Source organism: Pedobacter sp. GR22-10 (assembly GCF_026239715.1).
Classification (GTDB): domain Bacteria; phylum Bacteroidota; class Bacteroidia; order Sphingobacteriales; family Sphingobacteriaceae; genus Pedobacter.
In genome coordinates, this window is the sequence record NZ_JAPIVR010000001.1 from 1168022 (window position 1) to 1191410 (window position 23389).

The window sequence follows — 23389 nt, forward strand, 5'->3', positions numbered from 1 at the left end:
TATCGGCGATCTTTTTATTTAGGCTATCTGGTTTTAAAATTTAAGGCCAACAGAAAACCTGATGTTAAAGGGTTCTCCTTCCACAAAGAAATAGTTATTTCCGGTATAGGGGAAATCAGTTGTAATATCTCCGGAAGAAATATAACGTTTATTCGCCAGGTTATCTGCAATTACCCTAACCCAATACCTCGGATTTGTAAAGCTCACCCCAGCATCAAACTTGGTATAATTAGGTAAGAAAACATCCCGCTGACTAATTGCAGAGAGCTTTGCAATGCTGGTTTGGCCGGCACTCAGAGCAATTTTATTATACCCCTTTAATGGAATGCTGTACTGAATCCAGGTATTAAAAATTTGTTGAGGTACATCGGGCATTTTTTGTCCTACAATAGAAGGATTGTCCGGCGTAGGATCAAGGTTATTGTCTTTGGTAATTTTTGCATCTACATAGGTGTAATTCGCTACTAATGAAAGCCGATCGGTGATGTTTCCAATTACATCAACTTCAACCCCGTTACTCACTACTTCACCCAATTGCAGGTAATAAGCTACAGCGCCCGCGGCAGCTGTGTAACTTCGGAAATCCCTGGCAGATACATTTTGTTTTGCCGAGTGAAAACCATTTATGGTGGTCAGCAGTTTCCCATTAAACCATTTTTTCTTAAAACCAAGATCGAAGCTATTTCCGAATTGAGGGTCTATAGGTTTCGTTCCGGTAACTGTCCGCTGTCCTGCTGTTGCGCTGGCTGTGGTTTCAGTGACTACCTGACCCGTTTGCGGAACAAAAGATTGGTCATACAAAAAGTAGATGGAAGAAGTAGAATCCGGCGTAAAAGTCAGGGCTAAACGGGGTGAAAAAGCATGTTGCTTGTATTGATCAGGCGTACGTGGGCCTCTTGTGGTTGTTAAAATATTCTGATTTCTGTATTCCGTATACCGCGCTCCAACAGTCAGTAGAAATTTATCAAAGGCAATGTTATCATAAACGTACGCCGCCGTGTAATGAATTTTGTTTTCCTGCCTGATGGATCTTTTGGTTACAGCTACCGTATTTGGATCGACATCATAATTTGGATTATTTCGATCGAACGCGATGGAATTGGTTCCATAATAGGTTGAAAGCGAATCTTTTCCTTTAGTATAATCGCCACCAACCAGGATTGTATGTTTAAACTGCCCGGTGTTAAATTTACCATTCAGAAATAAGTTGGTGTTATAGGTTTCACCTAACAAATTAGAATTACTGGATATCCGCCTGGTTTTACCCGCATCATCAAAGCTGATGGAAGTTCTGTTATTTGATGAAACCATATACCATTGCGTAGAAGGGGCCTTCACATAATTAGATTGTGAAGTCAACTGCCAGTTTGAATTGAATTTATGGACGGCTACAAATCTGCCCGTATGTGTTTGTGCAACACTCAATGGAAGGCCAATACCTGCGCTGTAATTTACGCCAATCTGATCTTGCAACACATCCTTATCCTGGCGAAGTTTATTAATTGATGAACCGTTTTTTACTTCACCGCGAATGTAATTATATTCGGCAATGACATAAGTCCGCGGACTGAAATTATACTGAACTACCGGAGCAATTACATATTTCTCCGTTTTCATATGGCTCAGATAAGAATTTTGCCGCTGATATGCTGCGTTGAAACGATAAGAGAAACCTTTATCTAAAACTTTACTGCCAACATCAACGGTAGATCTGAAAAGGTTGTAATTACCTCCCGTAAGCTGCACATTCAGTAGCTTTTCTTTCGGTGTTTTGGTAGAAATGTTTAAGGTTCCGCCGGGTTCGCCTACGGCACTGATAAATCCTGCCGGACCTTTAATAAATTCCAGATTTTCAATTAAAGCTTCATCATCAAGTGTTGCACCAAGTACCAGTCGGCTGGGCATCCCGTTAATGGTGGTAGCGGCATTAAATCCTCTGATTTTAATGGAAGCAGAATTGTCAAAAGGCGAACTGTTGTATCCGAAATAGATTCCACTGGCATTCCTCGCCATGTCTTTTAATTGAAAACTTCCTTGCTGCTGTATCAATGCAGCGGAAATACTAATTATGTTTTGAGGCATCTGAAGCAGCGGAATCTGCATTCTTAAGGCTGCAGATAAAGTGTCTTTTCGCAATTTTACTGCTTTTTTTCCGGCAATACTAATTTCGCTCAACTGCTGCGTTCTGTTAGAATCTAAGGTAGATTTTGTTTTGCCTTGCTGTTGTGCAAATAGCCGGGGAATGTAAATAAGGATGACTAATAACAAGTAAAGTTTTTTCTTCATTTCTGTGATTTGTTAAATGGATGGTAATTGTGTTATAATGGTAATTTGATTTTTGTACTTAAGAATAGGATAGAGAAAGATATAATCAGCAGACCAAGGATATCTGTTAAGATATTTGTGTTCTTTCCAGGAGCTGGTTTCATTTTAAATTCAGGAAGATGATGTAATTCAGCAAGGCTTAAATTTCTATTATGAATAATATAACCTGTCATGAAATCGACCCATGTTTTTTGAAAGCAATTGACCTGGTTTTGATAAGATAAATAATCCGTCAGGCCACTTTCAGCGATTGAATTCAGCAAGTATTGTGTTTTCGTAGCAGGATTAATCCAGCTTAATTTGGCTGAAATTAAATTTTGCTTTCGCGGATATTGATTGTAATGTGCTATCGCCGAAGTCATTTTTCTGCCCAGAAGATCATAATAGGCACTGAAACGAACGGTGCTATTCTCGCTGGTATCCGCAGCGCTTTTTAAGGAATTATACTTTGGATGATTAGCGTAAAAAGTATCAATAAGTGCTTGTTTGGGCATTGCCCATATGGCTTCACTGTTTTCCCGTAAAGCAACGGCTTCATCCGTTTTTAATGGAATAGGATATAACTGGCGAATGAAGGCATTGGTAATGGCAGGCAATACCAGGAGAAAGAAGCACCATGCAGCCAGTAGGTAAAGTGCATTCGCAGCAGAACTTTTACCGATTTTGATCAGGATTAAACAGATTGAAAACCAGAACGCCAAATAGGCTGTAACGGTAAAAAACCATAATAAGGAAGTTGTCAGGTTAAAGGGGCTGAGCTGCGAATCACTTATGATTCCGATAGCACTCAGCAACCAGGCCAATAAAGTCACCACGGTAAAACGGAAGCCGAGTTTATAAATAATGATGTGTTCAAGATACTTTCCCTGAACAGCCAATAGGCGATCAGTTTGTTGTTCTTTCTCTTTCGACCAGGTATTATATGACAATGCGATAGTCAATAATGGAAAAAGGTAAATGATCACATAGGCGAGATCAAAGTTACCGGCTGCCAGCATTTCCGGGTTTGCAATTTCAGCATTTGGTGCATTTACTGCATTTCGTTTTCTGGTAATCACCTCATAATAAGGCAACAGATCCCTTTGACCTACAGATAGTGACGTTAGTGATGCTGGTCTGTGTACCGCATTGAGCGGATTCCTGTATTCAATCACAGCTGGAATTCCTGCCTGTGCATAGCTGGTTTTTCCTGCTGATGTAGTGGTATCTGCGGTGAAATTTTTAGCCAGCTCCTTAAATTTCTGATCGTAATTTCGTTCCAGACTATCTATAGCCGTAAGTTGTTTTTTGGTTAAATGGTAACCATCATAGATGCTGTAAAGACCGGTTAGAAAGAAGAAAGAAATTAAGCACAATACCAATCGCTGTCTGAGAAGCATGCGCAGTTCAAATTTAAATACGATTTTAAGCAGGTTCATAATGGCGGGCTAAAGAACGTGAAGCAATAAACTGGATCAATGCAGCGAGCAGCAGAATCCATCCGGCGATAGCATATAGTCCAATCTGGTTTAACTGAATGACCTTATGGACAGGTGGAAGCTGATCATCAAAGTTTTGAAGCCCTGCAAAATACTTAGGACCTAGGATATACTCTCCCTTTACATCTTTACTGTGCATGGCGAGCTGCAGATTCAGCTTTTTAATTAAATGATTGCGGTAAGTTTGCGCCTGTTTAAAAAAGTACTGATGATGATAATAGTCGGTACCAGAGAGGGCCATCGAAATCCGTTTGATGGAAAGAAACGGATTAAAGACTCCCGCTATCGTTAAAAAGTTTTGTTGTTTATCAAACTGTTGTGCTACCTGTGCCAGATAATAGTTAAACACCATATTACGATAATCCTCATGGTATTGAAAAGTTAAACCCTCAATATTAAAAGGAAGCTCGCTAACGGAGTCTGCATGGTAATTTTTAAGAATATGATGAACGAAACGTTCCCCACGTTCTGCATAAGGATCATGGCCGTTAAGTCCCTTTCTGTATCCTTGTTCAACAAGATCCGTAAAAGCGGTGCGAGACATTGGCGGATAGCTGCGATCGGCAATTCCGGTGAGTAATTTCGGCGAGATAATGCTCATTAATATCCAGCAGCTCAACGCGGTTAAAAGTGCCTTTCCTGAATTACCACTCCAGGCTGAAATCAATATGCCCAGCAAGGCAATGAATAAAAAATACAATAGAAATGCCAATATCATCCAAAGTAATCTGGTGAGCAGTACGTCAGATCCGGGAGAGATCAATAGCATCATGATCATCAGTAAAAAGATTGGCAAAACCACTGTTATGATGAAAAGATAACTTGAAATAGCCTTAACCCATATTAACCTTGAAGTGCTTAATCCCTGAGCCAGCAGCATTTTCAATGTACCCTGTTCTTTTTCTATGGTAATGCTGGTTGCTGTGATAAAGAGGATGAGCAGCGGAATGAGCAATTGCAAAATCAATGCAAGTGTGAGCCTGCCGAAACGCATGGAGCTGTCATTTCCTTCCGCATTTGCTGCATCGGGTTCGTGTTGCACATGGGCTTCAATACGATAGGTATTCCCGGCATAATCATCTAATCCGGTATCAAATACATTTAACAGATTAATCGATTTAAAAAGGTAGGTGCCAAAGTGTGCCGCATCATGTGGATTGCGTTGTTGATGCGCCCATTGCTCCCTGAAAATTGTGTTGGCTTCAATTCTTTGTTTGTGCGCTGATTGATAATCTAAGTATGTACAAATGGCAGCCGCCATAAAAAGTGTCCAGATCATTACCGTGGAGATGAGCATTGTCTTGTTCCGGTAAATCACCAGTAACTCTTTTTTTATCAGCATTTGCCAAATGGCAATGTTGGTTTTTTTCATTCAAAGATTAATTTAATAATGCACCAAAGTTGCATTATATTTTACATATTTGCAACTGCATTGCATTTACAATTTTTGAAATTAATCATGCTTAAAGATTTTATCCGCAGGAGAAAGTATCCGTTTTATAAGCAGCCAGATGCCATGGATTGTGGTCCGGTTTGCCTTAAAATGGTTGCCGGCTATCATGGTAAGAATTTTTCCATGCAGCATTTAAGAAAGCTCTGCAAAATCGGGAAGCAAGGCACTACGATGCTTGATTTAACTGATGCCGCAGAAAACATTGGCTTCAAAACCATGGCTGCAGAATTGGAATTTAATAAACTGAATAGATTGCCCATGCCTTGCATAGTACACTGGCAAAAAGAACACTATGTGGTGGTTTATGAAGTAAATGATGAATCGGTCTATCTTGCAGATCCGGCGCTTAACAGTAAAATAAAATTAGATACAGCTGCATTTTTATCGGGCTGGAATATTAATGATGATACACAGGTTGGCCGGGTATTGTTATTAGAGACAACCCGTTCATTTCATGAAATGGATGGCAAGCCTGAGCATAAAACTTCATTGTGGAACCTGGTTCCTTACCTGAAATTACACCGGAAAGGCTGGTTCCCGATAGCGGTGAGTTTGGCGCTGGCTAGTGGTTTCTCACTCGTGATTCCTTTGCTGACCCAAATGATCGTAGACAAGGGCATTCAAGGAAAAAACACCAATTTGTTATTGCTGATTTGTTTAGGACAGCTCATGCTTTTTTCTGGCCGGATGCTGATGGATTTTGTACGGGGAAGATTGTTATTTAGAATTGGTGCCCGAACGAGCATCACCATGCTGAAAGATTTTCTGGCAAAACTGATGAAATTGCCCTTTTCATTTTTTGATAACCGGCAGGCGGGAGATAATATGCAGCGTGTGAATGATAATCAGCGCATAGAGGAGTTCCTGACCAATTCACTCATCAATTTTATTTTATCGGCAATTACCTTAATTGTACTTGGTGGCGTTTTGCTTCATTACAACTGGCAGATTTTTCTGCTGTTTATTGTCGGTGCTGGCATCAGCGTAATCTGGTCTAACTCTTTTCAACAGAAGCGAAAAATGATTGATCAGAGAAAGTTTAAGGTACTTTCTGCCAACCAGCAACTGCTCCTGGAAATTTTCTATGCCATGCAGGAAATCAAATTAACGGGGAGTGAAGATGAAAAAAAACAGCTTTGGGAAGGATTACAAGATCAATCTTTCGATCTCAAACTTGAAGCATTGCAACTTGATCAACGGATGCAGGGAGTTGGTGCTTTTATTAATGAGGTAAAGAATGTGCTGATCACTTATGCTGCAGCCATGCTGGTGATCCATGGCCAGGTAACATTGGGCGGCATGCTGGCCATCACCTATATCTGTGGACAGTTAAATGCTCCGGTAAATCAGTTGGTGGAATTTTCGAGGGTTTCGCAAAATGCAGCATTCAGTTTATTGCGTATAGATGAAGTGCAACAAGAAACTGAAGAAGATTTTGGTGTGGATGAGGAATTGAATGGGGATGAGCCGGTAGATATTGTGCTGAATCAGGTATCGTTCCAATACGGCGGCAAACACAGTGCACAGGTATTAAAAAATGTCAGTTTGAACATTCCAGCCGGAAAAGTAACAGCTATTGTAGGGACCAGTGGCAGCGGGAAGACAACATTAATTAAGCTCTTACTTAAATTTTATGCTCCTTCCGCAGGCAGTATAGAAGTTGGCACGCAAAAAATCGAAGCCATTAATGCCAGATCATGGCGAAGCCATTGCGGCGTAGTGATGCAGGATGGATATGTTTTTATGGATACCATCGCCAATAATATTTTTGCTGGTGCCGAGGTTAAAGATTTTAATCGTCTTCATGAGGCAGCTAAAATGGCCAACATGCATGCTTTTTTTCTGAAAATGCCCTTCGGCTATGAAACCGTTGTTGGTAGAGATGGATTTGGCTTAAGTGAAGGCCAGAAACAACGCTTATTAATCGCCAGAATGATTTACCGTAATCCGGATTACATTTTTCTTGACGAAGCCACTAATTCATTAGATGCACAGAATGAACTTTCTATCGTAAATAATCTTAACACTTTTTTTCAGGGTAAAACGGTGCTGATTGTCGCCCACAGGCTTAGTACAGTAAAAAATGCAGACCAAATTGTGGTGCTTCAGCAAGGTGAAATTAAAGAAGTTGGTACACATCAGCAACTACTTCAAATCAAAGGACACTATTACCACCTGATCAAAAATCAGCTTGAACTCGGCCAATGACCTTCCATTAACCTATAACCATCTTATGTCAGTCAGAATTTTCCCTTATTCCTTAGTTCGATATGCGAATCTTAACCACGATGTATTCAATCAGCTTACATTTCATCAGGGCGAAAAGTTGATAGAAACACACCGTGACCACCTCAAAAAAAGGGAAGAATTAAAAAATACTCTATGTGATGCCTTATTTCCGATCATCAGTGAGCAAACCGACGATCAATTGAGGCAACAGTTAATTAATCTTAAAAGAAAAATATTTAATAACAAGCGGGTAGATGCAGAACAATCGACTCTTGTTAAAGGATTGAATTCTAAGTTATTATCTGAATCTTTTGAAGCTTACCTGTTAAACGAAACCCTGATTAACAATTTTTTTAAGGTAAACAAGACGCTATTTAACCACGAATCAACATTACATCAAAAAATTGTTCAGCAAATGGCACTAAACCCTGCGCTGCAAAATGGCTTAATGTTATCCAGCCCGGTGCTTTATACCCAACTGAAAAACTTTGTCACAAAAGACCCGGAAAGTTTTAAGCAAAAAGAGTTGCGAATGGAATTTAGTGTATTGCGGTATCTCAGCCGGATGGCTTTCAAAACGTCGCCATTTAGCAGCTTTACCTTTACTGGTGTGATGACTACCAGTACTCACCCGGTAAACCATCCAAATAAAAATCCTAAAGTTCGGAGTAAGCTGAAGCTGAACAATATTCTCTTCGAATACTTACGATCCATACTGAGGCAGCATCCGGTATTGAATGAATATTTATTGCTTAAAATTAATATCACAGCAGAAATCAAAGGTGATAAAATACAATTCCTGACTAATTTCAACAACATTGAATCCTTTCAACAATTGCCCGCAAATGGTCTGCAGCTGTTGATTGTCAATTATTTTCATCAAAACCACCAATCAGTTACTTTAGCAGAATTAATCAAATATCTGTCAGAACATGTAGAAAATGCCGTCCAAGAAAGCATAAAAGCTTATGTCATAAAATTGATCAACACCGGCTTGTTCGAGGCAGGCTTTGGCTTTACAGGGATGGATGAAAACTGGGACGTAAAACTATTGGCGTTTTTTAAATCTGTACCAGAGAAAAACCACTTGGTAAAGCCCTTAATCAGCCTTTTCGAAATATTGCAAGTCCACCGTGAAAGTTATTCAGCAGCAGGAACTGATGAACGCTATGTTCTTTTACAGCAGGCAGAAAGAGCAGTGAACAGCACTTTTCTTCCATTACAAAAGGAAGCAAACTTACCATACTATACGAGTGCTGAGGAGAAAAAAATCATCAGAGAAAAAGAATCTCAACATCAAGAGGCCTTTTTAACAAATAACTTTGTTCCTTACTATTTCTCGGCACGTAATATTTTTTTTGAAGATTGTTTTACAAGTGAAACTGAAGTATTGCCCGAAAAAGGGATAGCTGATTTTGCTTCTAAAACGAACGCGCTTGCCAAATTTCTGCTGCCGCTGGATGTGATGCGAAAAGAGCGTATCAAAATGCGCGATTTTTATATCAAACACTATCCAGAAAATGAAAAGATAAAAATCACCGAGTTTTACCGGGATTACTATTTTTATGTTAAAAAGCCCGAAAAGGAGCAGATAAATCAGGATGATCAGGCATTAACAGATCCAACGCCCTGGAAAACAGCTGTTCTGGCCAAACTGGAGCAGCAAACGATTTTAAATGATACATTAAACCTGAGTGCTGATTTTTTTGCAGATTTACCTGTTCCACCGGATCTTGGGAAAATATTATCGGCAGGTGCTTTTGTACAATTTTATGCATGCGAGAGACAAGACCAGCTTTATGGGGTAATCAATTCGCTTTTGCCTGGAATGGGAAAGGTAAGCGGAAGATTTCTGTCTTTGTTTGATTCAAAAATACAGGAAGATTTTATTACTCAGAATGCATCATTAAATCCAGAAGTAATTAAAGCTGAACTAAATGATGCCTCAACCTTTAACGCAAACATTCACCCTCCTTTGCTCAGTCGCGAGCTGACGCTTCCCTCTGGAAATAATATCTATCCGGCAGATCAGCAAATTAATGTTGGTGATTTAAGAGTTTGCCTTGATTTAGAAACGAACAACCTTAAACTATGGCTAAATGATCATGAACTCTACAGTTATGATTTGAGTTTGGAATCTTTTTATAACCGTTCCAACTTATACCAGTTATTGGCACACTTTAATCCTGATGCGAGGATTTCATTACAGCCTTTTATCCAGCTGATAGATCAGTATGATCTAGGCAGATTTGCAAATTCAGCGCCTGACATTTACCTGCTGCCGAGAATCACATTTGAAGAAACAGTAATTATCAGGAGAAAAACATGGAGAATAAAAACTGCTGTAATCCCTGTTCAGCAAACAACGGAGGAGGATTTTGATTATTTTATTCGCTTACATGACTGGTTCGAATTGCACAAAATACCAATAAAATTCTTTTTATTTCTAAGAAAACGTGCTTATCAAAACAAGGCTGTAGATGGCGAAATCAACAAAAAAGAGGGCTTGCATGATGACTATAAACCACAATATTTAGCTTTAGATAAGCCACTGTTTGTGTCTATGTTTAAACGACTTTTGGCAAGAGCAGGAAATAACATCACCATAGAAGAGGTACTTCCGGTACCTTTGGAAAGTGGAGTTAAAGAATATTTAATGCAGTGGTATAATGAATAGCACAATCAACCCCATCAGTTATACCTGGCTCAGTCTGCATATTTATTATACCGGAAATTCTGATGAGCTTTTGAAACAGGCCATTGCCCCGTTCATCAGTCACTGGAAATCTTGTTTTTTTGCTGAGTCGCCCTGGTTCTTTATCCGCTATTGGGAAGGAGGAAGTCATATTCGGTTGAGGCTTCATGCCAACCCGTTTTACCATGAACAGATGACCGGTGCTTTAAGTAAAGATCTTTGTCATTTTCAAAGCGCATCTTTCCGGGTGAAAAAAGTTCTGTCCGTTGAATACGAGCAGGAAATCAGCCGTTATGGGAACGGGGAAAGTATCGCCTGGGCAGAACAGCATTTTGCCGCTTCATCTACCTATGTTTTAAACTGGTTACTGATTAGGGAAAATAGCAGTCAGGTTACTTTACAGGCGGTAAAGCTTCACCTGGTTCTATTATTCTGTGCTGGATTAAAGCCTGACAAAATCATCAGGTTATGTGATTTTTTTATAAATGGATGGTTACCAAAACTTTACCGTTCAGATTTTTCTAATGACCATGAAAAGGCATTTTGGCTTCACCAATTTGAGCAGGCATTTTTATCAAAAAAAGAAATTGTTTGCCTGGCAGCTGCTTCTTTCTGGGAAGAACTGGCCACAAACAATCTCCATGATGGTTTAGCAAAATACATGACTTGCAGCCAGAAAGTTATGGATCAGTACCAAACAGCAGAATTTGATGAATTTAAGTTCCAGGAAATCGTTTCAAGCCTGATACACATGACCAATAATCGACTGGGCATTGCCAATCAGGAAGAAGCTTACCTGATGTATGTGATCAAAACCTGCATCGAATATATTTTCCAAGTGTATCATTCAAATTAAAATCTATGTTTACAACTGCTCAGATTGAAGTTTTCATCAATCATCTTCATGAAATAAAAAATGATTTGCGCTTAAATAAAAAAGAAACAGCAGATGAAGCCTGGTGGCCAACGCCTTATTACATCAATCCCGATGAATATGCCTTCCAGGAAAGCTATGATATTTTTAATGGCAATTGCGGCATTGCCTTATTCTTTCTTGAACTTTATCGTTTTGATCAAAGCGAAGCGCACATCAGTTTAATTGATAAAATGATGAGCAGAATGATGAAATCTGAGGCCATTCTCAAACCCAGTTTTTTTGCATTCTACACTGGCCTTGGTGGAGTGATTTATACAAATTTAAAAATTTATGAGGTAACAGGAATTCAGAAATACCTGGATAATGCATTGCTTTTAACATTGTCCAACCAGAACCAATTCAGTACGAAATTACTGAAAGCCGATTTATTAAGTGGCTATACAGGTAATTTGCTGGTATTCACTCTACTTTATCACCACAGCCAAAATGAACAAGTTTTACAATTGATCCGTTTGCTCTTAGACCGGTTGATTCTGGAAGCACGGGTATCAGAGATGGGTTTGAAATGGGATTATCATCAATCGAAAAAGGCATACGATAGCATGACCGGGTTTTCTCACGGGGCATCAGGTATTGCATATTGTCTTATGCAATTGAGCATGTATTTCGATGAACCAGGTTTGTTGTATCTGGCGGAAGAAGCATTGGCTTATGAAATGCAATATTATTATGCCCCGGCGAATAACTGGCTTGATTTGCGGATGGGTAATTATGAACTTTCAAAACCAGGCGCACATCTCTGGCAACTGGAAACTTTTATTTCAGATATGGCAGGGGCAAATGCCTGGGCACATGGCGCGGCAGGAGTGGGTTTATCAAGGAGTCTTGCATATGCGCTCACTCAAAAAAACATCTATTCTAAGCAGTGTAACCAGGCACTTGAAAAATGTTTATCAGATCTTCAAAACAGACCCCGGCCAGATTTCACTTTGGTAAGCGGCTATACCGGAATGATTCCGTTTTTGATGTACAATAAGGACATAGACGGAATAGCCGATCATATTTGTGATGCGATTGACGGAGCCATTAAACAATATCGAAAAACAAACAGCTACAGCGAATACCTATCATGCGGAGCCGATGATTATGGCCTTTTCTCCGGAAAAGCAGGTGTAGGTTATATGCTTTTACAGCTGATAGCTGGCGATCAATCCGATTCAGTGGCAAAACCAGCTTTACCCAAACCTACAAAAACAACCAATCTGGAAGGAAGGTTCTCAACGCTTGATATTAAACGGAAGATTTTTTCATCATACTTCAAAAGAACTATTGGAAAACTTGATCTGTTAGGTGTCAGCATTAGTGCACTGTATGAAGTAAAGAATATTGATGAATTTAGTGAGGTGTTATCTGTCAGAATCAGCCAGATAGAGGGAGTGCATGAAGCAATTACGCAATCATTCCGGTTGGAATCAGAGCTGTTGAAGCTATGGAAACTTCATAAAGGTTATTTTAGTTATCAGCAACGAAACATTTACCTCAAAAAAAATGCAGAAAGTGCCAGTCAAAAATCAGATTCCGATTTCATTGCGCTGAGTTTAAAACTGAATGATCATGTACAATATTTTGGAGAAGATGAAAACGGCAATAAGCTTCTTTTATATAGCCATGAAAATGGTGTAGAAGAAATTAAAATCGGAATCTTTCCAGCCATCATCATTAAATCTTTGATCAATGGTAAAATGAAAATGGGCAAATTGATTGATAAAATTACCAGTGAATATTTTAAGCCGGCTACTGAAAAGGAACAAATCAGTCAAAAAATTGTGTTGCAAATCCGCCTGTTGATAAAGAGTGGCTTTTTATGTGTTGAGGAATAAAAAAGGCGCCAAATTGGCGCCTTGAAATTGAATTAATTAACTAGCAGATTACCGTGGTGCATCTTACCGGTGGGGTATGATGGTCATCTGTTTGTTCTGTGTGCGTAGGTTCTGATACATTACCTAAACCACCTGATAAACGCATCGCAACTTCACTGTCAATACTGGTTACAAAACTTTCTAACTGAAGGTCTTCTAAGCTCAATGTGATTTTTTCTGATTGATTTTTCATAACATAAGTGATTAAATATGATGCCTACTGGTGGTTACGGGGTTTCGGCTTATCCCCGGTTGCAACAGCACTAAGATATACAATTGCAACTATGTTGCAAAATAAAAAATCTATTTATCGCTACATTGTTGCAATAAAATTTAAGCCGACAAGATTTGTTACAAACGTAACGCGTTTGCTTAATAGGAGACAGGAAGAAAATGAAGAGATCAAGAAGAAAGGCAAGCTATTTTCGCTTTCCAGATGCGATGAATACAATAACACCTGCCACTAAAATAATACCGCCTGCGTAAGGAGGCCAGTTCACAGACTTTTGTCTGTCTGCAGAAATTTGAATCGGACCCGCATCCACTATCTTTTCTTTTTTAGTATAGGAGAAGCCGGTCCAGATCAGCATGGCAATGCCAGCAATGATTAATATGAGTCCTACAGTTCTGTTCATGACGTTATAAATTGGTTAAAAACTAAACAGCCCGCTTAACTTTATGTTTTATTCGTCAAAGAAATCCACCAGACCGCCAAGAAAATATTCATCTATTCCTTCGGTAAAGTCTTTGTAATCCGCATCTGGGATATTGGTCTGCTTAAACTCTAAAGAAGTACCTTTTTTGTCTTCATGAAGTTTGATGGTTACAATGGAAGGTTCAGCATCTTCGCCGAAATACCATTGTTGCACAATTCTTTTATTGGTTTCAAATTCCAGGTTTTTACCAACGATATCACCATCCCAGAAAGAAAATTCGGTGTCTGGTTTTTCCTCAAATTCTACTTCAGCACCAGTCCAGAGCTTAATGCTGATATCTTTGGTCAGTGCTAAATAAACTTCTTCAGGTGTTGCAGGTATGTAGGTATATTTTTTAAAATCTTTCATTAACTTAATTATTAAATCTTTTGTTATTTAAACGCATTCAATCCGGTCACATCCATTCCTGTAATCAGTAAGTGAATATCATGTGTTCCTTCGTAGGTTACCACCGATTCGAGGTTCATCATGTGACGCATTATCGAATATTCACCGGTGATGCCCATTCCGCCAAGCATCTGGCGGGCGTTGCGGGCAATATCCAATGCAATCTCTACACTGTTTCGTTTAGCCATTGATATTTGTTCAGCCGTAGCGCGGTTTTCGCTTTTTAGCGTACCCAGGCGCCAAATCAACAACTGACCTTTGGTAATTTCAGTCACCATTTCGGCCAGTTTCTTTTGTTGAAGCTGAAAACCGCCAATTGGTTTTCCGAACTGAACACGCTCCTTTGAGTAACGTAAAGCAGTATCATAACAATCCATCGCTGCACCTAAAGCGCCCCATGCAATGCCATAACGCGCCTGATTTAAACAACCTAATGGTCCTTTTAATCCACTGATTTCCGGAAAAACATTTTCTTTCGGAATCTGAACATTATCGAAAACAAGTTCGCCTGTTGCAGATGCACGTAAGCTCCATTTGTTATGCGTTTCGGGTGTAGAAAATCCCTCCATTCCTCGTTCTACAACCATCCCACGAATTTTACCAGCCTCATCTTTAGCCCAAACCACAGCAATATCCGCAAAGGGCGCATTACTGATCCACATTTTAGCACCATTTAATATATAATGAGTGCCGGCATCTTTAATATTCGTTACCATCCCGCCAGGGTTTGAACCATGATCGGGTTCAGTTAATCCAAAACAGCCCATCATTTCACCACTGGCTAATTTTGGAAGATATTTTTTACGCTGTTCCTCAGTTCCATAAGCATAAATCGGATACATCACCAAAGAACCCTGAACGGAGGCCGTAGAGCGAATCCCGGAGTCGCCACGTTCAATTTCCTGCATCAGGATTCCATAAGCGGTATAATCCAAACCTGCGCCGCCATATTCCACCGGAATAGTTGGTCCGAATGCACCGATTTCTGCTAAACCTTTAATTAAATGTTTAGGAAATTCTGCCCGTTGCGCATAATCTTCTATGATCGGACTGACTTCCTTTTTTACCCATTCCCTTGCGGTAGAACGAATTAATTTATGTTCGTCGGTTAATAATTCATCTAATAAATAGTAATCTGGTGCCTCATAAAGGTCTTTTTTTGCTGATTTGCTCATATCATTCTTATACGCTGGTTAAGAAATAGCTTTCCTTTCAAAGGTAACAATTTACGGTAAGGGGCGTGATATTCATGAATAAAAATTTAATTTTGCAGCATACAAAACATACATGAATCAATTCAAACAAACCGTTGCCTTAAAAGATATCAAATGCTTTGCGCTACACGGTTATTATCCGGAAGAACAGTTAACCGGAAATCATTTTATTATCGATCTGGAAACGGAATTTACACCTCAGGGCTTTGATGATGAACTTGCTCAAACCGTTAACTATGAAGATTTAAATACTATTGTTTTGAATGAAATGAAAAATACGCAAAAGCTTTTAGAAACGGTTTTAAAAAATATTATTTCCAAAGTGATCGATATTTATCCCTTTGTGCAACATGTAAGTGTGAGTGTAAAAAAATTAAACCCGCCAATGCCCGGACAAATTGGGCATTCTTTTGTACAGTTATCCTATAATTCAGCCCGATAAAATGATTTTTACCAAAATAAATGCCGCAATTTTAGCCGAAATTAAATCAGCCCTGGGTGATGAAAAGGTTTTTACCGATGCAGAAAGTTTAGATCAATACAGTCATGATGAAACGGAAGACTTACATTTTCAGCCGGAGGTGGTGGTAAAGCCAACCTCTCCCGAAGAAGTGTCTGCTTTGCTCAAGATTTGTAACCACCATCATGTTCCGGTAACGCCACGCGGTGGGGGAACGGGCTTAAGCGGTGCTGCTCTGCCGATTTTTGGTGGTATTTCCTTATCCATGGAAAAGTTTAAATCCATCATCAATATCGATACTGAAAACCTGCAGGCAACAGTTGAACCTGGTGTGATTACAGAAGATTTTATTAATGCAGTAGCAGAACAGGGATTGCTTTATCCGGTAGATCCCAGTAGTAAAGGTTCTTGCTTTATTGGAGGAAATGTGGCACATGGTTCTGGCGGACCAAGGGTAGTAAAATACGGAACCATCCGTGAATACATTTTAAACCTGGAAGTGGTTTTGCCTAACGGAGACATCATCTGGACAGGTGCCAATACGTTAAAATATGCATCAGGCTATAACCTGACGCAACTTATGATTGGATCAGAAGGTACTTTGGGTGTGGTAACCAAAATCGTGACCAAGCTTTTACCAAAACCTGGTCAGTCTGTTTTAATGATGGGATCTTTCAGTACCAATGAGGCTGCCTGTGCAGCGGTTTCGGCCATTTTTAGAGCTGGAGTTACGCCTTCGGCCCTGGAATTTATGGAACGGAAAGGAGTGGAATGGGTAATTCAATTTGACGATATCAAATTTGATTTGAAAGATGAAGTGGCCGCCTTATTAATGATTGAGTTTGATGGCGATGATTTGGATGATATTTTTAAGAATTGTGAGAAAGCAAACATCGTTTTGGAAGAACACAATTGTACCGAAGTATTATTTGCAGATACTGCAACTCAAAAGGAAGAATTGTGGCGGATGCGCAGAACAATGGCTGAATCGGTTAAGGCCAATTCTGTTTATAAAGAAGAAGATACGGTCGTTCCTCGTGCAGCATTACCAAAATTAATCAGCGGAATTAAAGAAATTGGTTCTAAATATGGCTTTGAAAGCGTTTGTTATGGTCATGCCGGCGATGGAAACCTGCACGTGAATATTATTAAAGCTGGGATGAGTGATGAAGACTGGAAAGATAAACTGAAATTTGGTATTACTGAAATTTTTGAATTGACAACAGCTTTAGGCGGAACATTATCCGGTGAACATGGAATTGGCTTGGTTCAAAAAGAATTTATGCCCATCAAATATTCTGAAATTCATTTAAACCTGATGCGGGGTATTAAAAGTGTTTTTGATCCGAATGGAATTTTAAATCCCGGAAAGATAATGCCAGATTAATGTAGTTCGTCACCCTGAACTTGATTCAGTGGCTTAATGTTTTTTATCATCATTAAGATACTGAAACAAAATTCAGCACAACGACTTACTTGTAAGTTAACTGCTCAAACCCCAGCATCTTTTGTTTTTCAGCTTCAGGTATGGTTGTCGGTCTTTTTGTATTATAGTCAACCGCAATACAAACCGTTTTGCCTTTACTGCAAATTATTTCTTCAGTGCCCTTAAGTTTTACAATTTGATATTCCAAATCGAAACTGGTTAGTCCAATCCTCGAAGTTTTAACATGAACTGCAATTTTATCATGCATGACAATTGGTAAAATATAATCCAGTTCAGCATGAGCGATTACAATTCCTGTTTTCTTCCAATCCCATTTTACAATCTCTTCCCAATACTTGGTCCTGGCTATTTCCAGGTAAGTGAAATATACAGAATTATTTACATGGCCCATCATATCAAAGTCTATAAACCGCAAGTGAATATTCGTTTTATAGTTGAATTTGTCTGAAAAAGATCTTATTTCTGACAATTTGTCTTTGTTGTTTGTAAATTTTTGCCATAATGTCTTTAAAATCATAAAATTTTGGTTTGGTATGTAAGTTGAATAAGGGTTAATATCAATTAAAAAAATAACAATTAGAGATATGACACTTGTAAATTTTAACAACAGAACCCGCAACACAGCTCCTTACTTTAACAATGTTTTTGATTCATTGTTTAGCGACGCTGTAACTAAAAACAAAATGATCAGCCAGTCACCAAACGTCAATATTTACGAAAATGAAATGGCTTATGTAATTGAATTGGCTGCGCCGGGATTAAAAAAAGAAGATTTTCAGATCAACCTGAAAAAAGACACACTTTCTGTTTGGGCAGAAGTTAAAAAGGACGAAACCCAGGTAGCCAAAGATTTTACCCGTAAAGAATTTGACTACAGCTCATTTGCACGCTCATTTAATTTGCCAGATACTGCAGATGGTGATAACATCAGTGCTGAATATAAAGATGGAATTTTAAACATCAACATCAGTAAAAAGGATGATGCTAAATTGAAACACAGGGAAATTGTAGTATCATAATATCTAGAATTCCTGAAAAGGATTCATCATAGTTTAAGTTTAGGTTTTTATAAGGTTAGTGCCGGATGGTGCTAACCTTATTTTATTTTAGGATATCGATTATAGAAAAGTTCATTATGAGCCGTAATTAAACAAATGGGCCAATAATACCAATGAACTAATGATTTTTATTATTTTTGCGCCATGGCAAGAGAAATCCTGGATACTAAACGTAAAGCATTAAAAATAAACCTCGATCCCAGAATTTACGGTACCTTCGCCGAGATCGGTGCCGGACAGGAAGTTTCCAGGAACTTCTTTAACGCCGGTGCAGCATCCGGAACAGTAGCCAAAACGATGTCGGCTTATGACATGACTTTTAGTGATGCCATTTATGGTGCAGAATCAAACGGACGATATGTTTCCCAGAACAGGCTCCTTCAGATGCTTGATCATGAATTTGGTTTATTGAATGAGCGGCTATCTGGTGAGAAATATGAAAGCAGAACCTTCTTTGCCTTTGCCGATACGGTAACCACGCTCAATTATAAACGTACGAATGAACCTCACGGATGGGTGGGTATTCGCTTTCAGAATGAACCCGGAGGTTTGCCGAATGAAATATTCTTTCACGTCCGATTGCTGGATACAGATGTTAACATGCAGCAACGTGTACTGGGAATTATTGGGGTGAATTTGCTTTACGCTGCTTTTTATCATTATCAGGATCCGAAGTTAATGGTTGAATCTTTAGCGGATAACCTTACCATAGGCTCGGTAGAAATAGATTTAATTTCCGTTAAAGGCCCTGCCTTTCCTGAAGTAGATAATATCTTGCTTAATCTTTACATGATTATGAAAGATTTTTCAGCAGCAGCCATTTTTGATGCTGATGCACATCCCCGCCAGGCTAAGGATTTATTATATAAGAAGGATATCATGATTTTGAGGACTAAATACGGCCAGAAATCATTGCCAAACTTCAATCTGTTTAATAAGGCCACCGATCAGTTTAAACGTACCAATCAGGTAGTGGAGGGGAATCTCGCGGTGATGATTGAAGTTTTATTAACCAATGTTTTAACTGATGAACAGGAAACACCTGATGATATTGACCTGGAATCAGTGGCGAAACGTGCGCAGGAAATGTGCGATACGGGTAATATTGTGATTGTATCCAACTTTACCAGGCACAATCGTTTAGCCAAATACCTGGCCCGGTGTAAACCCAAAAGCGTAGGTTTAGCAACAAACATTAACAACCTGAAATTTGTATTTAACTCCACTAATTTTAAAGGAGAGAACTATTCCGGTCAGCTTTTAAGCTATGTGAATGATATGTTCAATACAAATGTCCGGTTATTTGCTTATCCTTATCTTGATAAAAAGACAAATGAGGTGGTTACTACTTCTAATATGCCTGTTACTCCAGAAGCGAAGCCTTTATTTGATTTCCTGCTGATTAACAATTATATCACAGACATTGAAGATTATGCAGAAGATGAAGTGAAAACGGTTTAGCATTATTTATCGCCATAATGACCTAGACCAGAGACAATAGTAACGGTAAGGATGTATTCTTTTAATATGTGCTTTTTCGCCAGATTTAAATTGAACCTCTAAATCTTTCTTTGGCTTGCTTTTCAACTGCTATAAAATATTCCTCATATATTTTTGGAATCTTTAATCCTGATAACATTGCCTTTTTCAGCACTTTTCATACGTAATTTTATTTTTACTACAAATTGGGGGATTATAAGGGCTTTCATCTTTCTTTTGAAAAGGAACATTTAAACAAATTTCAATCTTAAATATGCTCATTTGATATCTTAACAAATTCAGATGCCAAGAGTTGAGTTAAACTGTTCTTAATACTGAGCCAAGCTCGTTCACTTCTAACACATGATTTACACCGCATTTTAGCGCATAATTATTTCGCTGGTGACCAACAGGGAAATCAAAAGCAATAGGGTATTTGTATTCTGTAACTTTCTCAAGAACAATTTCGTAGATGGTTTTACCAAACTCTTCGTCTGCATCATCAGGTTTAACTTTAAAGCCACCGATAATGAGCGCTTTTAAATTTTTCAGTTTACCACTTCTTTTTAAATTCCAAAGCATCCGGTCAATGCTGTAAAGGTACTCGCCCGTATCTTCAATAAACAGCATTTTATCTTTGGTATCTAAATCAGAATCAGTTCCGGCCAATGTTTCAATGATGCTTAAATTACCGCCGACTAAAATTCCATCAACCTTTCCTAACCGATTGTTTGAATTAGCCGGGGCAGCATAACCCATTTGCTCACCCGTTAATGCACTTTTTATGGATAAAATGGTTTCAATCTGAATGGGTTCGGCCTTTGCCCAGTTATCCGGGAAACTGTTGCACATTTTCGCATGAATTGAGGCAATACCATAATTCTTAGTCAGATGGCAATGCAGCACAGTGATATCACTAAAGCCGATAATCCATTTAGGCCTTTTCTTAAATGATGAAAAATCAAGCTGATCAATAATCCGGATAAAACCATAGCCTCCGCGGGCACACATAATGGCCTTAACACCCGGATCATCGAGCATTTTTTGAAAATCAGCTAACCTTTCTTTATCAGTTCCGCCATAGGTAAAATCACGTTTTCCAATAGTTTCGCCAATTTTAATCTGGAACCCCCAGCTTTGCATAAGCAGAACTGATGGCTGAATTTGTTCAGCATTGATATAACCTGCAGGACTGGTGATACCGATCATGTCACCTTGTTTTAGATACGGTGGAATTTTAAAAGATGAACCTTCATTTTCAACTGTTTTAGCTAATGTTTTAAATGCAGGCATGACCGTTGCAGCAGCAATAAATGAAGAAAGAAAATGTTTTCTGTTCACAATTATGGGAATTGATTTCGTACAACGAATATAAGCCTTTAAAAATTTGCACAAAAGAAAAGGGATTCATATCCATAAATCCCTTTTTTAAACCAAACAAATTAATCTGTAATAGATTAGTATAATGTGAATTATATAGATAACCATGAATAAAATAAAATGTTTTGCCTTAAAAAAAAATATTTTAGATTTTACAACCAGAAGAAATAACGGATTTACTTCTCAATAGAACTATCCTGAAATCTTTTTATTCAAAATGAAACTTTAAGGTAAAGGTATTTACATCATCTAGCTGAATCTCTTAAAAAAGTTAAGGCTATCCATCGCGAATAGCCTTGCTAACAACAAAACAAATATAAGATAACCAAATCTTGCCTGATTTGAGCATAATCAGGTTTTAAGTGCTTGAGATACACTTAGCGGCCTAGTAATGGATTCGAACCATTGTACATGGGTTTATGAAACCCCAACCTTCCAATCGGTCAACTGGCCGTATTTATTAAACTGATTTAAGCGCTAAAAAATCACTCAGTTCTTTTACCAGTTCATCATTTAAGGTATCTTCATCTTTTATTTTTTTCTGATCTTTCACTTGAGAAGTTATGACCTCAATCAAGTTTGGATATTCAGCTATGGCAGGATATTGAAAATAAACAGACATCACTTGAGTTTTTAATGGTTTAACACTTGTTTAGTTAATGATTATGTATGCAAATATATAAATTAGTATATAATATCTATGGATTTTATAGTCTTTTATAGTTGTGTTTAATTAACTTACTGATTTACAGATAAATAATTTTTTAATTATTTCAATATTTGATAGATTTAATAGGCAAGTTGAGGATAGCCATTCCAATATGCCTTTGAAATGAAGGCGATTAAGCATTAAAGTTTCGTATAATTTGAGTGTATACCTTTCGGGGTCTTTAAATTCAGTTTCTGAAAAGCTAATTATTTTAAGGATATTTGCAATTTCAAACATTAAAATAATAAGTGTGTCATTAGATAAATTAAAACTTAGCAAACCACTGGTTGCTGCCATGACTGATGCAGGATTTTTAACGCCAAAAGAAATCCAGGTCAAAACCATGTCTAGAATTTTAGGTGGTCAGGATGTTATTGCAGTAGGACCGGAGGGTTCGGGGAAAACAACAACTTATGTTTTAGCTACTTTAATGAAGTTGAAATATGCTTTTGAAGAAGCACCAAGAGCTTTAATCCTCGTTCCTGATGCTGAACATGTAGATCATGTGCTGGAACAGTTTAATTTATTAAACAGAAATAAAACTTTCAGAATTTTAGGCATCGATAGCCGTGGAGCAGTTGATGCACAAATGAATGAGATCACTGATGGTTGTGATATCATCGTGGCTGTTCCAGACAGGGCACGCGCCTTATACCTCAAACTTGCACTTAATACCAACAAAATTCAGTTATTTATCGTTGATAACGCCGAATTAATTGTTAAAAAGGGTTTGCAATTACCTGTTGTTGAATTGGCAAACAGTGCTTATAAATCTCAACATGTTGTGTTTACAGAGGTAATACATGAAAAATTAAATCATATGATATCACCTTTCATGAAAGATTCAACCACTACGATTGAAGTGGATGAGATCGGCGAAAAGCAGGCAGAGGTGTATCAGCAAATGTTATATCAGGTTCCTAATTTTAGAACGAAACTGAATTTGTTAACCCTGTTAATGAACGATACTGAGTTTTTTGATAAAGTAGTGGTATTTGTTAATACGCGATTAACAGCACAAACCGTTTACAAAAACTTCAATCATGCCAATGATGAGGAATATGCGATTTACCGGTCATTGTTTTTTGATGATAAGGGTTATGATGATATCGAAGATTTTAAGTCTAACCCAAATTCAAGAGTACTCATCGTAGCCAATGAAAATCTGGATAGCCTTGATATTCAGGGTATTCCTTTTATTATTCATTTTGAATTACCGGAGCAAAAGGAAACCTTAATTCAGCGGATCATTAAGCATAATGATGATGAAGTGGTTGCCATTACTTTCTCAACAGATATTGAACTGAGTGAAGTAAAAAAGATTGAGCAGGCCATTGGCCAGCGGATGGATGTCATGGAATTACCGGAAGATTTGAAAATAGTTGATCCCACCACCAAACCGAAGAAAAAGAAGGGGGATGATGAGGAAGAGCAGTCTGAACGAGGCGCTGCATTTCACGAAAAGAAAGCGAGTAACCTAAAAAACTACAACTATAGCGCAGGTACTAAAGCTAAAATGACCTACAAAAATAAAAAGGGATTATCTTAATTGGCCATGGCCAG

The 23389-nt window shown here is 38.3% G+C and carries 19 protein-coding genes and 1 tRNA gene; 9 read left to right on the forward strand and 11 right to left on the reverse strand.

Annotated elements, in window-relative coordinates:
* Positions 1-33 precede the first annotated feature (33 nt).
* From OQX64_RS04895 to OQX64_RS04905, 3 genes are read right to left on the reverse strand one after another with little or no spacing between them, the layout of a single operon-like run.
* On the reverse strand, positions 34-2286 hold the full coding sequence (locus tag OQX64_RS04895) for a TonB-dependent siderophore receptor (protein WP_265817876.1): 2253 nt from the start codon (positions 2284-2286) through the stop codon (positions 34-36).
* Between the two features lie 32 nt (positions 2287-2318).
* Complete coding sequence (locus tag OQX64_RS04900) at positions 2319-3743, reverse strand: ABC transporter permease (RefSeq protein ID WP_265817877.1); 1425 nt, start codon at positions 3741-3743, stop codon at positions 2319-2321.
* On the reverse strand, positions 3730-5175 hold the full coding sequence (locus tag OQX64_RS04905) for an ABC transporter permease subunit (protein ID WP_265817878.1): 1446 nt from the start codon (positions 5173-5175) through the stop codon (positions 3730-3732). The genes OQX64_RS04900 and OQX64_RS04905 overlap by 14 nt, the downstream gene beginning before the upstream one ends.
* Before the next feature lie 87 nt (positions 5176-5262).
* Here OQX64_RS04905 and OQX64_RS04910 point away from each other — a divergent pair, with 87 nt between their 5' ends.
* The 4 genes from OQX64_RS04910 to OQX64_RS04925 are packed head-to-tail and all read left to right on the forward strand — an operon-like array spanning position 5263 to position 12937.
* Complete coding sequence (locus OQX64_RS04910) at positions 5263-7464, forward strand: peptidase domain-containing ABC transporter (RefSeq protein WP_265817879.1); 2202 nt, start codon at positions 5263-5265, stop codon at positions 7462-7464.
* A 25-nt stretch (positions 7465-7489) separates the two neighbouring features.
* A complete protein-coding gene (locus tag OQX64_RS04915) occupies positions 7490-10162 on the forward strand; it encodes a lantibiotic dehydratase (protein ID WP_265817880.1) in 2673 nt (890 codons plus the stop codon).
* On the forward strand, positions 10155-11036 hold the full coding sequence (locus OQX64_RS04920) for a thiopeptide-type bacteriocin biosynthesis protein (RefSeq protein WP_265817881.1): 882 nt from the start codon (positions 10155-10157) through the stop codon (positions 11034-11036). Before OQX64_RS04915 ends, OQX64_RS04920 begins: the two co-directional genes overlap by 8 nt.
* Positions 11037-11041: 5 nt before the next feature.
* Positions 11042-12937: a lanthionine synthetase LanC family protein gene (locus OQX64_RS04925; RefSeq protein ID WP_265817882.1), complete on the forward strand. Its 1896-nt coding sequence runs from the start codon at positions 11042-11044 to the stop codon at positions 12935-12937.
* A 40-nt stretch (positions 12938-12977) separates the two neighbouring features.
* Here the strand turns inward: OQX64_RS04925 and OQX64_RS04930 are convergent, their stop codons facing one another.
* The 4 genes from OQX64_RS04930 to OQX64_RS04945 all read right to left on the reverse strand — a co-directional run bounded on the left by OQX64_RS04930 (position 12978) and on the right by OQX64_RS04945 (position 15254).
* Positions 12978-13169 carry a pinensin family lanthipeptide gene (locus OQX64_RS04930; protein ID WP_088302624.1) on the reverse strand — a complete coding sequence of 64 codons (192 nt, stop codon included), beginning with the start codon at positions 13167-13169 and terminating at the stop codon, positions 12978-12980.
* A gap of 226 nt (positions 13170-13395) precedes the next feature.
* Entirely contained in the window at positions 13396-13611 is a 216-nt protein-coding gene (locus OQX64_RS04935) for a hypothetical protein (protein WP_265817883.1), read from the reverse strand.
* A gap of 48 nt (positions 13612-13659) precedes the next feature.
* Positions 13660-14040 (reverse strand): SRPBCC domain-containing protein, encoded by a 381-nt coding sequence (locus OQX64_RS04940; protein WP_088302622.1) that lies wholly within the window; start codon positions 14038-14040, stop codon positions 13660-13662.
* A 23-nt stretch (positions 14041-14063) separates the two neighbouring features.
* Entirely contained in the window at positions 14064-15254 is a 1191-nt protein-coding gene (locus OQX64_RS04945; protein ID WP_265817884.1) for an acyl-CoA dehydrogenase family protein, read from the reverse strand.
* A 112-nt stretch (positions 15255-15366) separates the two neighbouring features.
* On the opposite strand from OQX64_RS04945, the gene folB reads away from it, so the two are divergent.
* Together folB and OQX64_RS04955 are read left to right on the forward strand one after the other, a co-directional pair.
* Positions 15367-15735, forward strand: coding sequence for a dihydroneopterin aldolase (gene folB, locus OQX64_RS04950; RefSeq protein WP_088302617.1), 369 nt, complete (start codon positions 15367-15369; stop codon positions 15733-15735).
* Between the two features lies 1 nt (position 15736).
* Entirely contained in the window at positions 15737-17140 is a 1404-nt protein-coding gene (locus OQX64_RS04955) for an FAD-binding oxidoreductase (protein ID WP_265817885.1), read from the forward strand.
* A gap of 85 nt (positions 17141-17225) precedes the next feature.
* On the opposite strand, the gene OQX64_RS04960 is transcribed toward OQX64_RS04955, so the two are convergent.
* Complete coding sequence (locus OQX64_RS04960) at positions 17226-17717, reverse strand: acyl-CoA thioesterase (protein WP_265817886.1); 492 nt, start codon at positions 17715-17717, stop codon at positions 17226-17228.
* 67 nt (positions 17718-17784) lie between these two features.
* Here OQX64_RS04960 and OQX64_RS04965 point away from each other — a divergent pair, with 67 nt between their 5' ends.
* On the forward strand, positions 17785-18219 hold the full coding sequence (locus OQX64_RS04965) for an Hsp20/alpha crystallin family protein (RefSeq protein ID WP_088302615.1): 435 nt from the start codon (positions 17785-17787) through the stop codon (positions 18217-18219).
* A gap of 183 nt (positions 18220-18402) precedes the next feature.
* Positions 18403-19719 carry a nicotinamide mononucleotide adenylyltransferase gene (locus tag OQX64_RS04970; RefSeq protein WP_265817887.1) on the forward strand — a complete coding sequence of 439 codons (1317 nt, stop codon included), beginning with the start codon at positions 18403-18405 and terminating at the stop codon, positions 19717-19719.
* A gap of 336 nt (positions 19720-20055) precedes the next feature.
* Here the strand turns inward: OQX64_RS04970 and OQX64_RS04975 are convergent, their stop codons facing one another.
* The 3 genes from OQX64_RS04975 to OQX64_RS04985 all read right to left on the reverse strand — a co-directional run bounded on the left by OQX64_RS04975 (position 20056) and on the right by OQX64_RS04985 (position 21739).
* Positions 20056-21078: a S66 peptidase family protein gene (locus OQX64_RS04975; RefSeq protein ID WP_265817888.1), complete on the reverse strand. Its 1023-nt coding sequence runs from the start codon at positions 21076-21078 to the stop codon at positions 20056-20058.
* Positions 21079-21498: 420 nt separating this feature from the next.
* A tRNA-Met gene (locus OQX64_RS04980) sits at positions 21499-21570 on the reverse strand.
* A 7-nt stretch (positions 21571-21577) separates the two neighbouring features.
* Complete coding sequence (locus OQX64_RS04985) at positions 21578-21739, reverse strand: hypothetical protein (RefSeq protein ID WP_172406563.1); 162 nt, start codon at positions 21737-21739, stop codon at positions 21578-21580.
* 337 nt (positions 21740-22076) lie between these two features.
* Here OQX64_RS04985 and OQX64_RS04990 point away from each other — a divergent pair, with 337 nt between their 5' ends.
* A complete protein-coding gene (locus tag OQX64_RS04990; protein WP_265817889.1) occupies positions 22077-23375 on the forward strand; it encodes a DEAD/DEAH box helicase in 1299 nt (432 codons plus the stop codon).
* The last annotated feature ends 14 nt before the right edge of the window (positions 23376-23389 follow it).

Excerpts from the sequence above, each read along its gene's own strand:
- OQX64_RS04895 (WP_265817876.1), bottom strand. The coding sequence starts at position 2,286 with ATGAAGAAAAAACTTTACTTGTTATTAGTCATCCTTATTTACATTCCC.
- OQX64_RS04900 (WP_265817877.1), bottom strand. The coding sequence starts at position 3,743 with ATGAACCTGCTTAAAATCGTATTTAAATTTGAACTGCGCATGCTTCTC.
- OQX64_RS04905 (WP_265817878.1), bottom strand. The coding sequence starts at position 5,175 with ATGAAAAAAACCAACATTGCCATTTGGCAAATGCTGATAAAAAAAGAG.
- OQX64_RS04910 (WP_265817879.1), top strand. The coding sequence starts at position 5,263 with ATGCTTAAAGATTTTATCCGCAGGAGAAAGTATCCGTTTTATAAGCAG.
- OQX64_RS04915 (WP_265817880.1), top strand. The coding sequence starts at position 7,490 with ATGTCAGTCAGAATTTTCCCTTATTCCTTAGTTCGATATGCGAATCTT.
- OQX64_RS04920 (WP_265817881.1), top strand. The coding sequence starts at position 10,155 with ATGAATAGCACAATCAACCCCATCAGTTATACCTGGCTCAGTCTGCAT.
- OQX64_RS04925 (WP_265817882.1), top strand. The coding sequence starts at position 11,042 with ATGTTTACAACTGCTCAGATTGAAGTTTTCATCAATCATCTTCATGAA.
- OQX64_RS04930 (WP_088302624.1), bottom strand. The coding sequence starts at position 13,169 with ATGAAAAATCAATCAGAAAAAATCACATTGAGCTTAGAAGACCTTCAG.
- OQX64_RS04935 (WP_265817883.1), bottom strand. The coding sequence starts at position 13,611 with ATGAACAGAACTGTAGGACTCATATTAATCATTGCTGGCATTGCCATG.
- OQX64_RS04940 (WP_088302622.1), bottom strand. The coding sequence starts at position 14,040 with ATGAAAGATTTTAAAAAATATACCTACATACCTGCAACACCTGAAGAA.
- OQX64_RS04945 (WP_265817884.1), bottom strand. The coding sequence starts at position 15,254 with ATGAGCAAATCAGCAAAAAAAGACCTTTATGAGGCACCAGATTACTAT.
- folB (WP_088302617.1), top strand. The coding sequence starts at position 15,367 with ATGAATCAATTCAAACAAACCGTTGCCTTAAAAGATATCAAATGCTTT.
- OQX64_RS04955 (WP_265817885.1), top strand. The coding sequence starts at position 15,737 with ATGATTTTTACCAAAATAAATGCCGCAATTTTAGCCGAAATTAAATCA.
- OQX64_RS04960 (WP_265817886.1), bottom strand. The coding sequence starts at position 17,717 with ATGATTTTAAAGACATTATGGCAAAAATTTACAAACAACAAAGACAAA.
- OQX64_RS04965 (WP_088302615.1), top strand. The coding sequence starts at position 17,785 with ATGACACTTGTAAATTTTAACAACAGAACCCGCAACACAGCTCCTTAC.
- OQX64_RS04970 (WP_265817887.1), top strand. The coding sequence starts at position 18,403 with ATGGCAAGAGAAATCCTGGATACTAAACGTAAAGCATTAAAAATAAAC.
- OQX64_RS04985 (WP_172406563.1), bottom strand. The coding sequence starts at position 21,739 with ATGTCTGTTTATTTTCAATATCCTGCCATAGCTGAATATCCAAACTTG.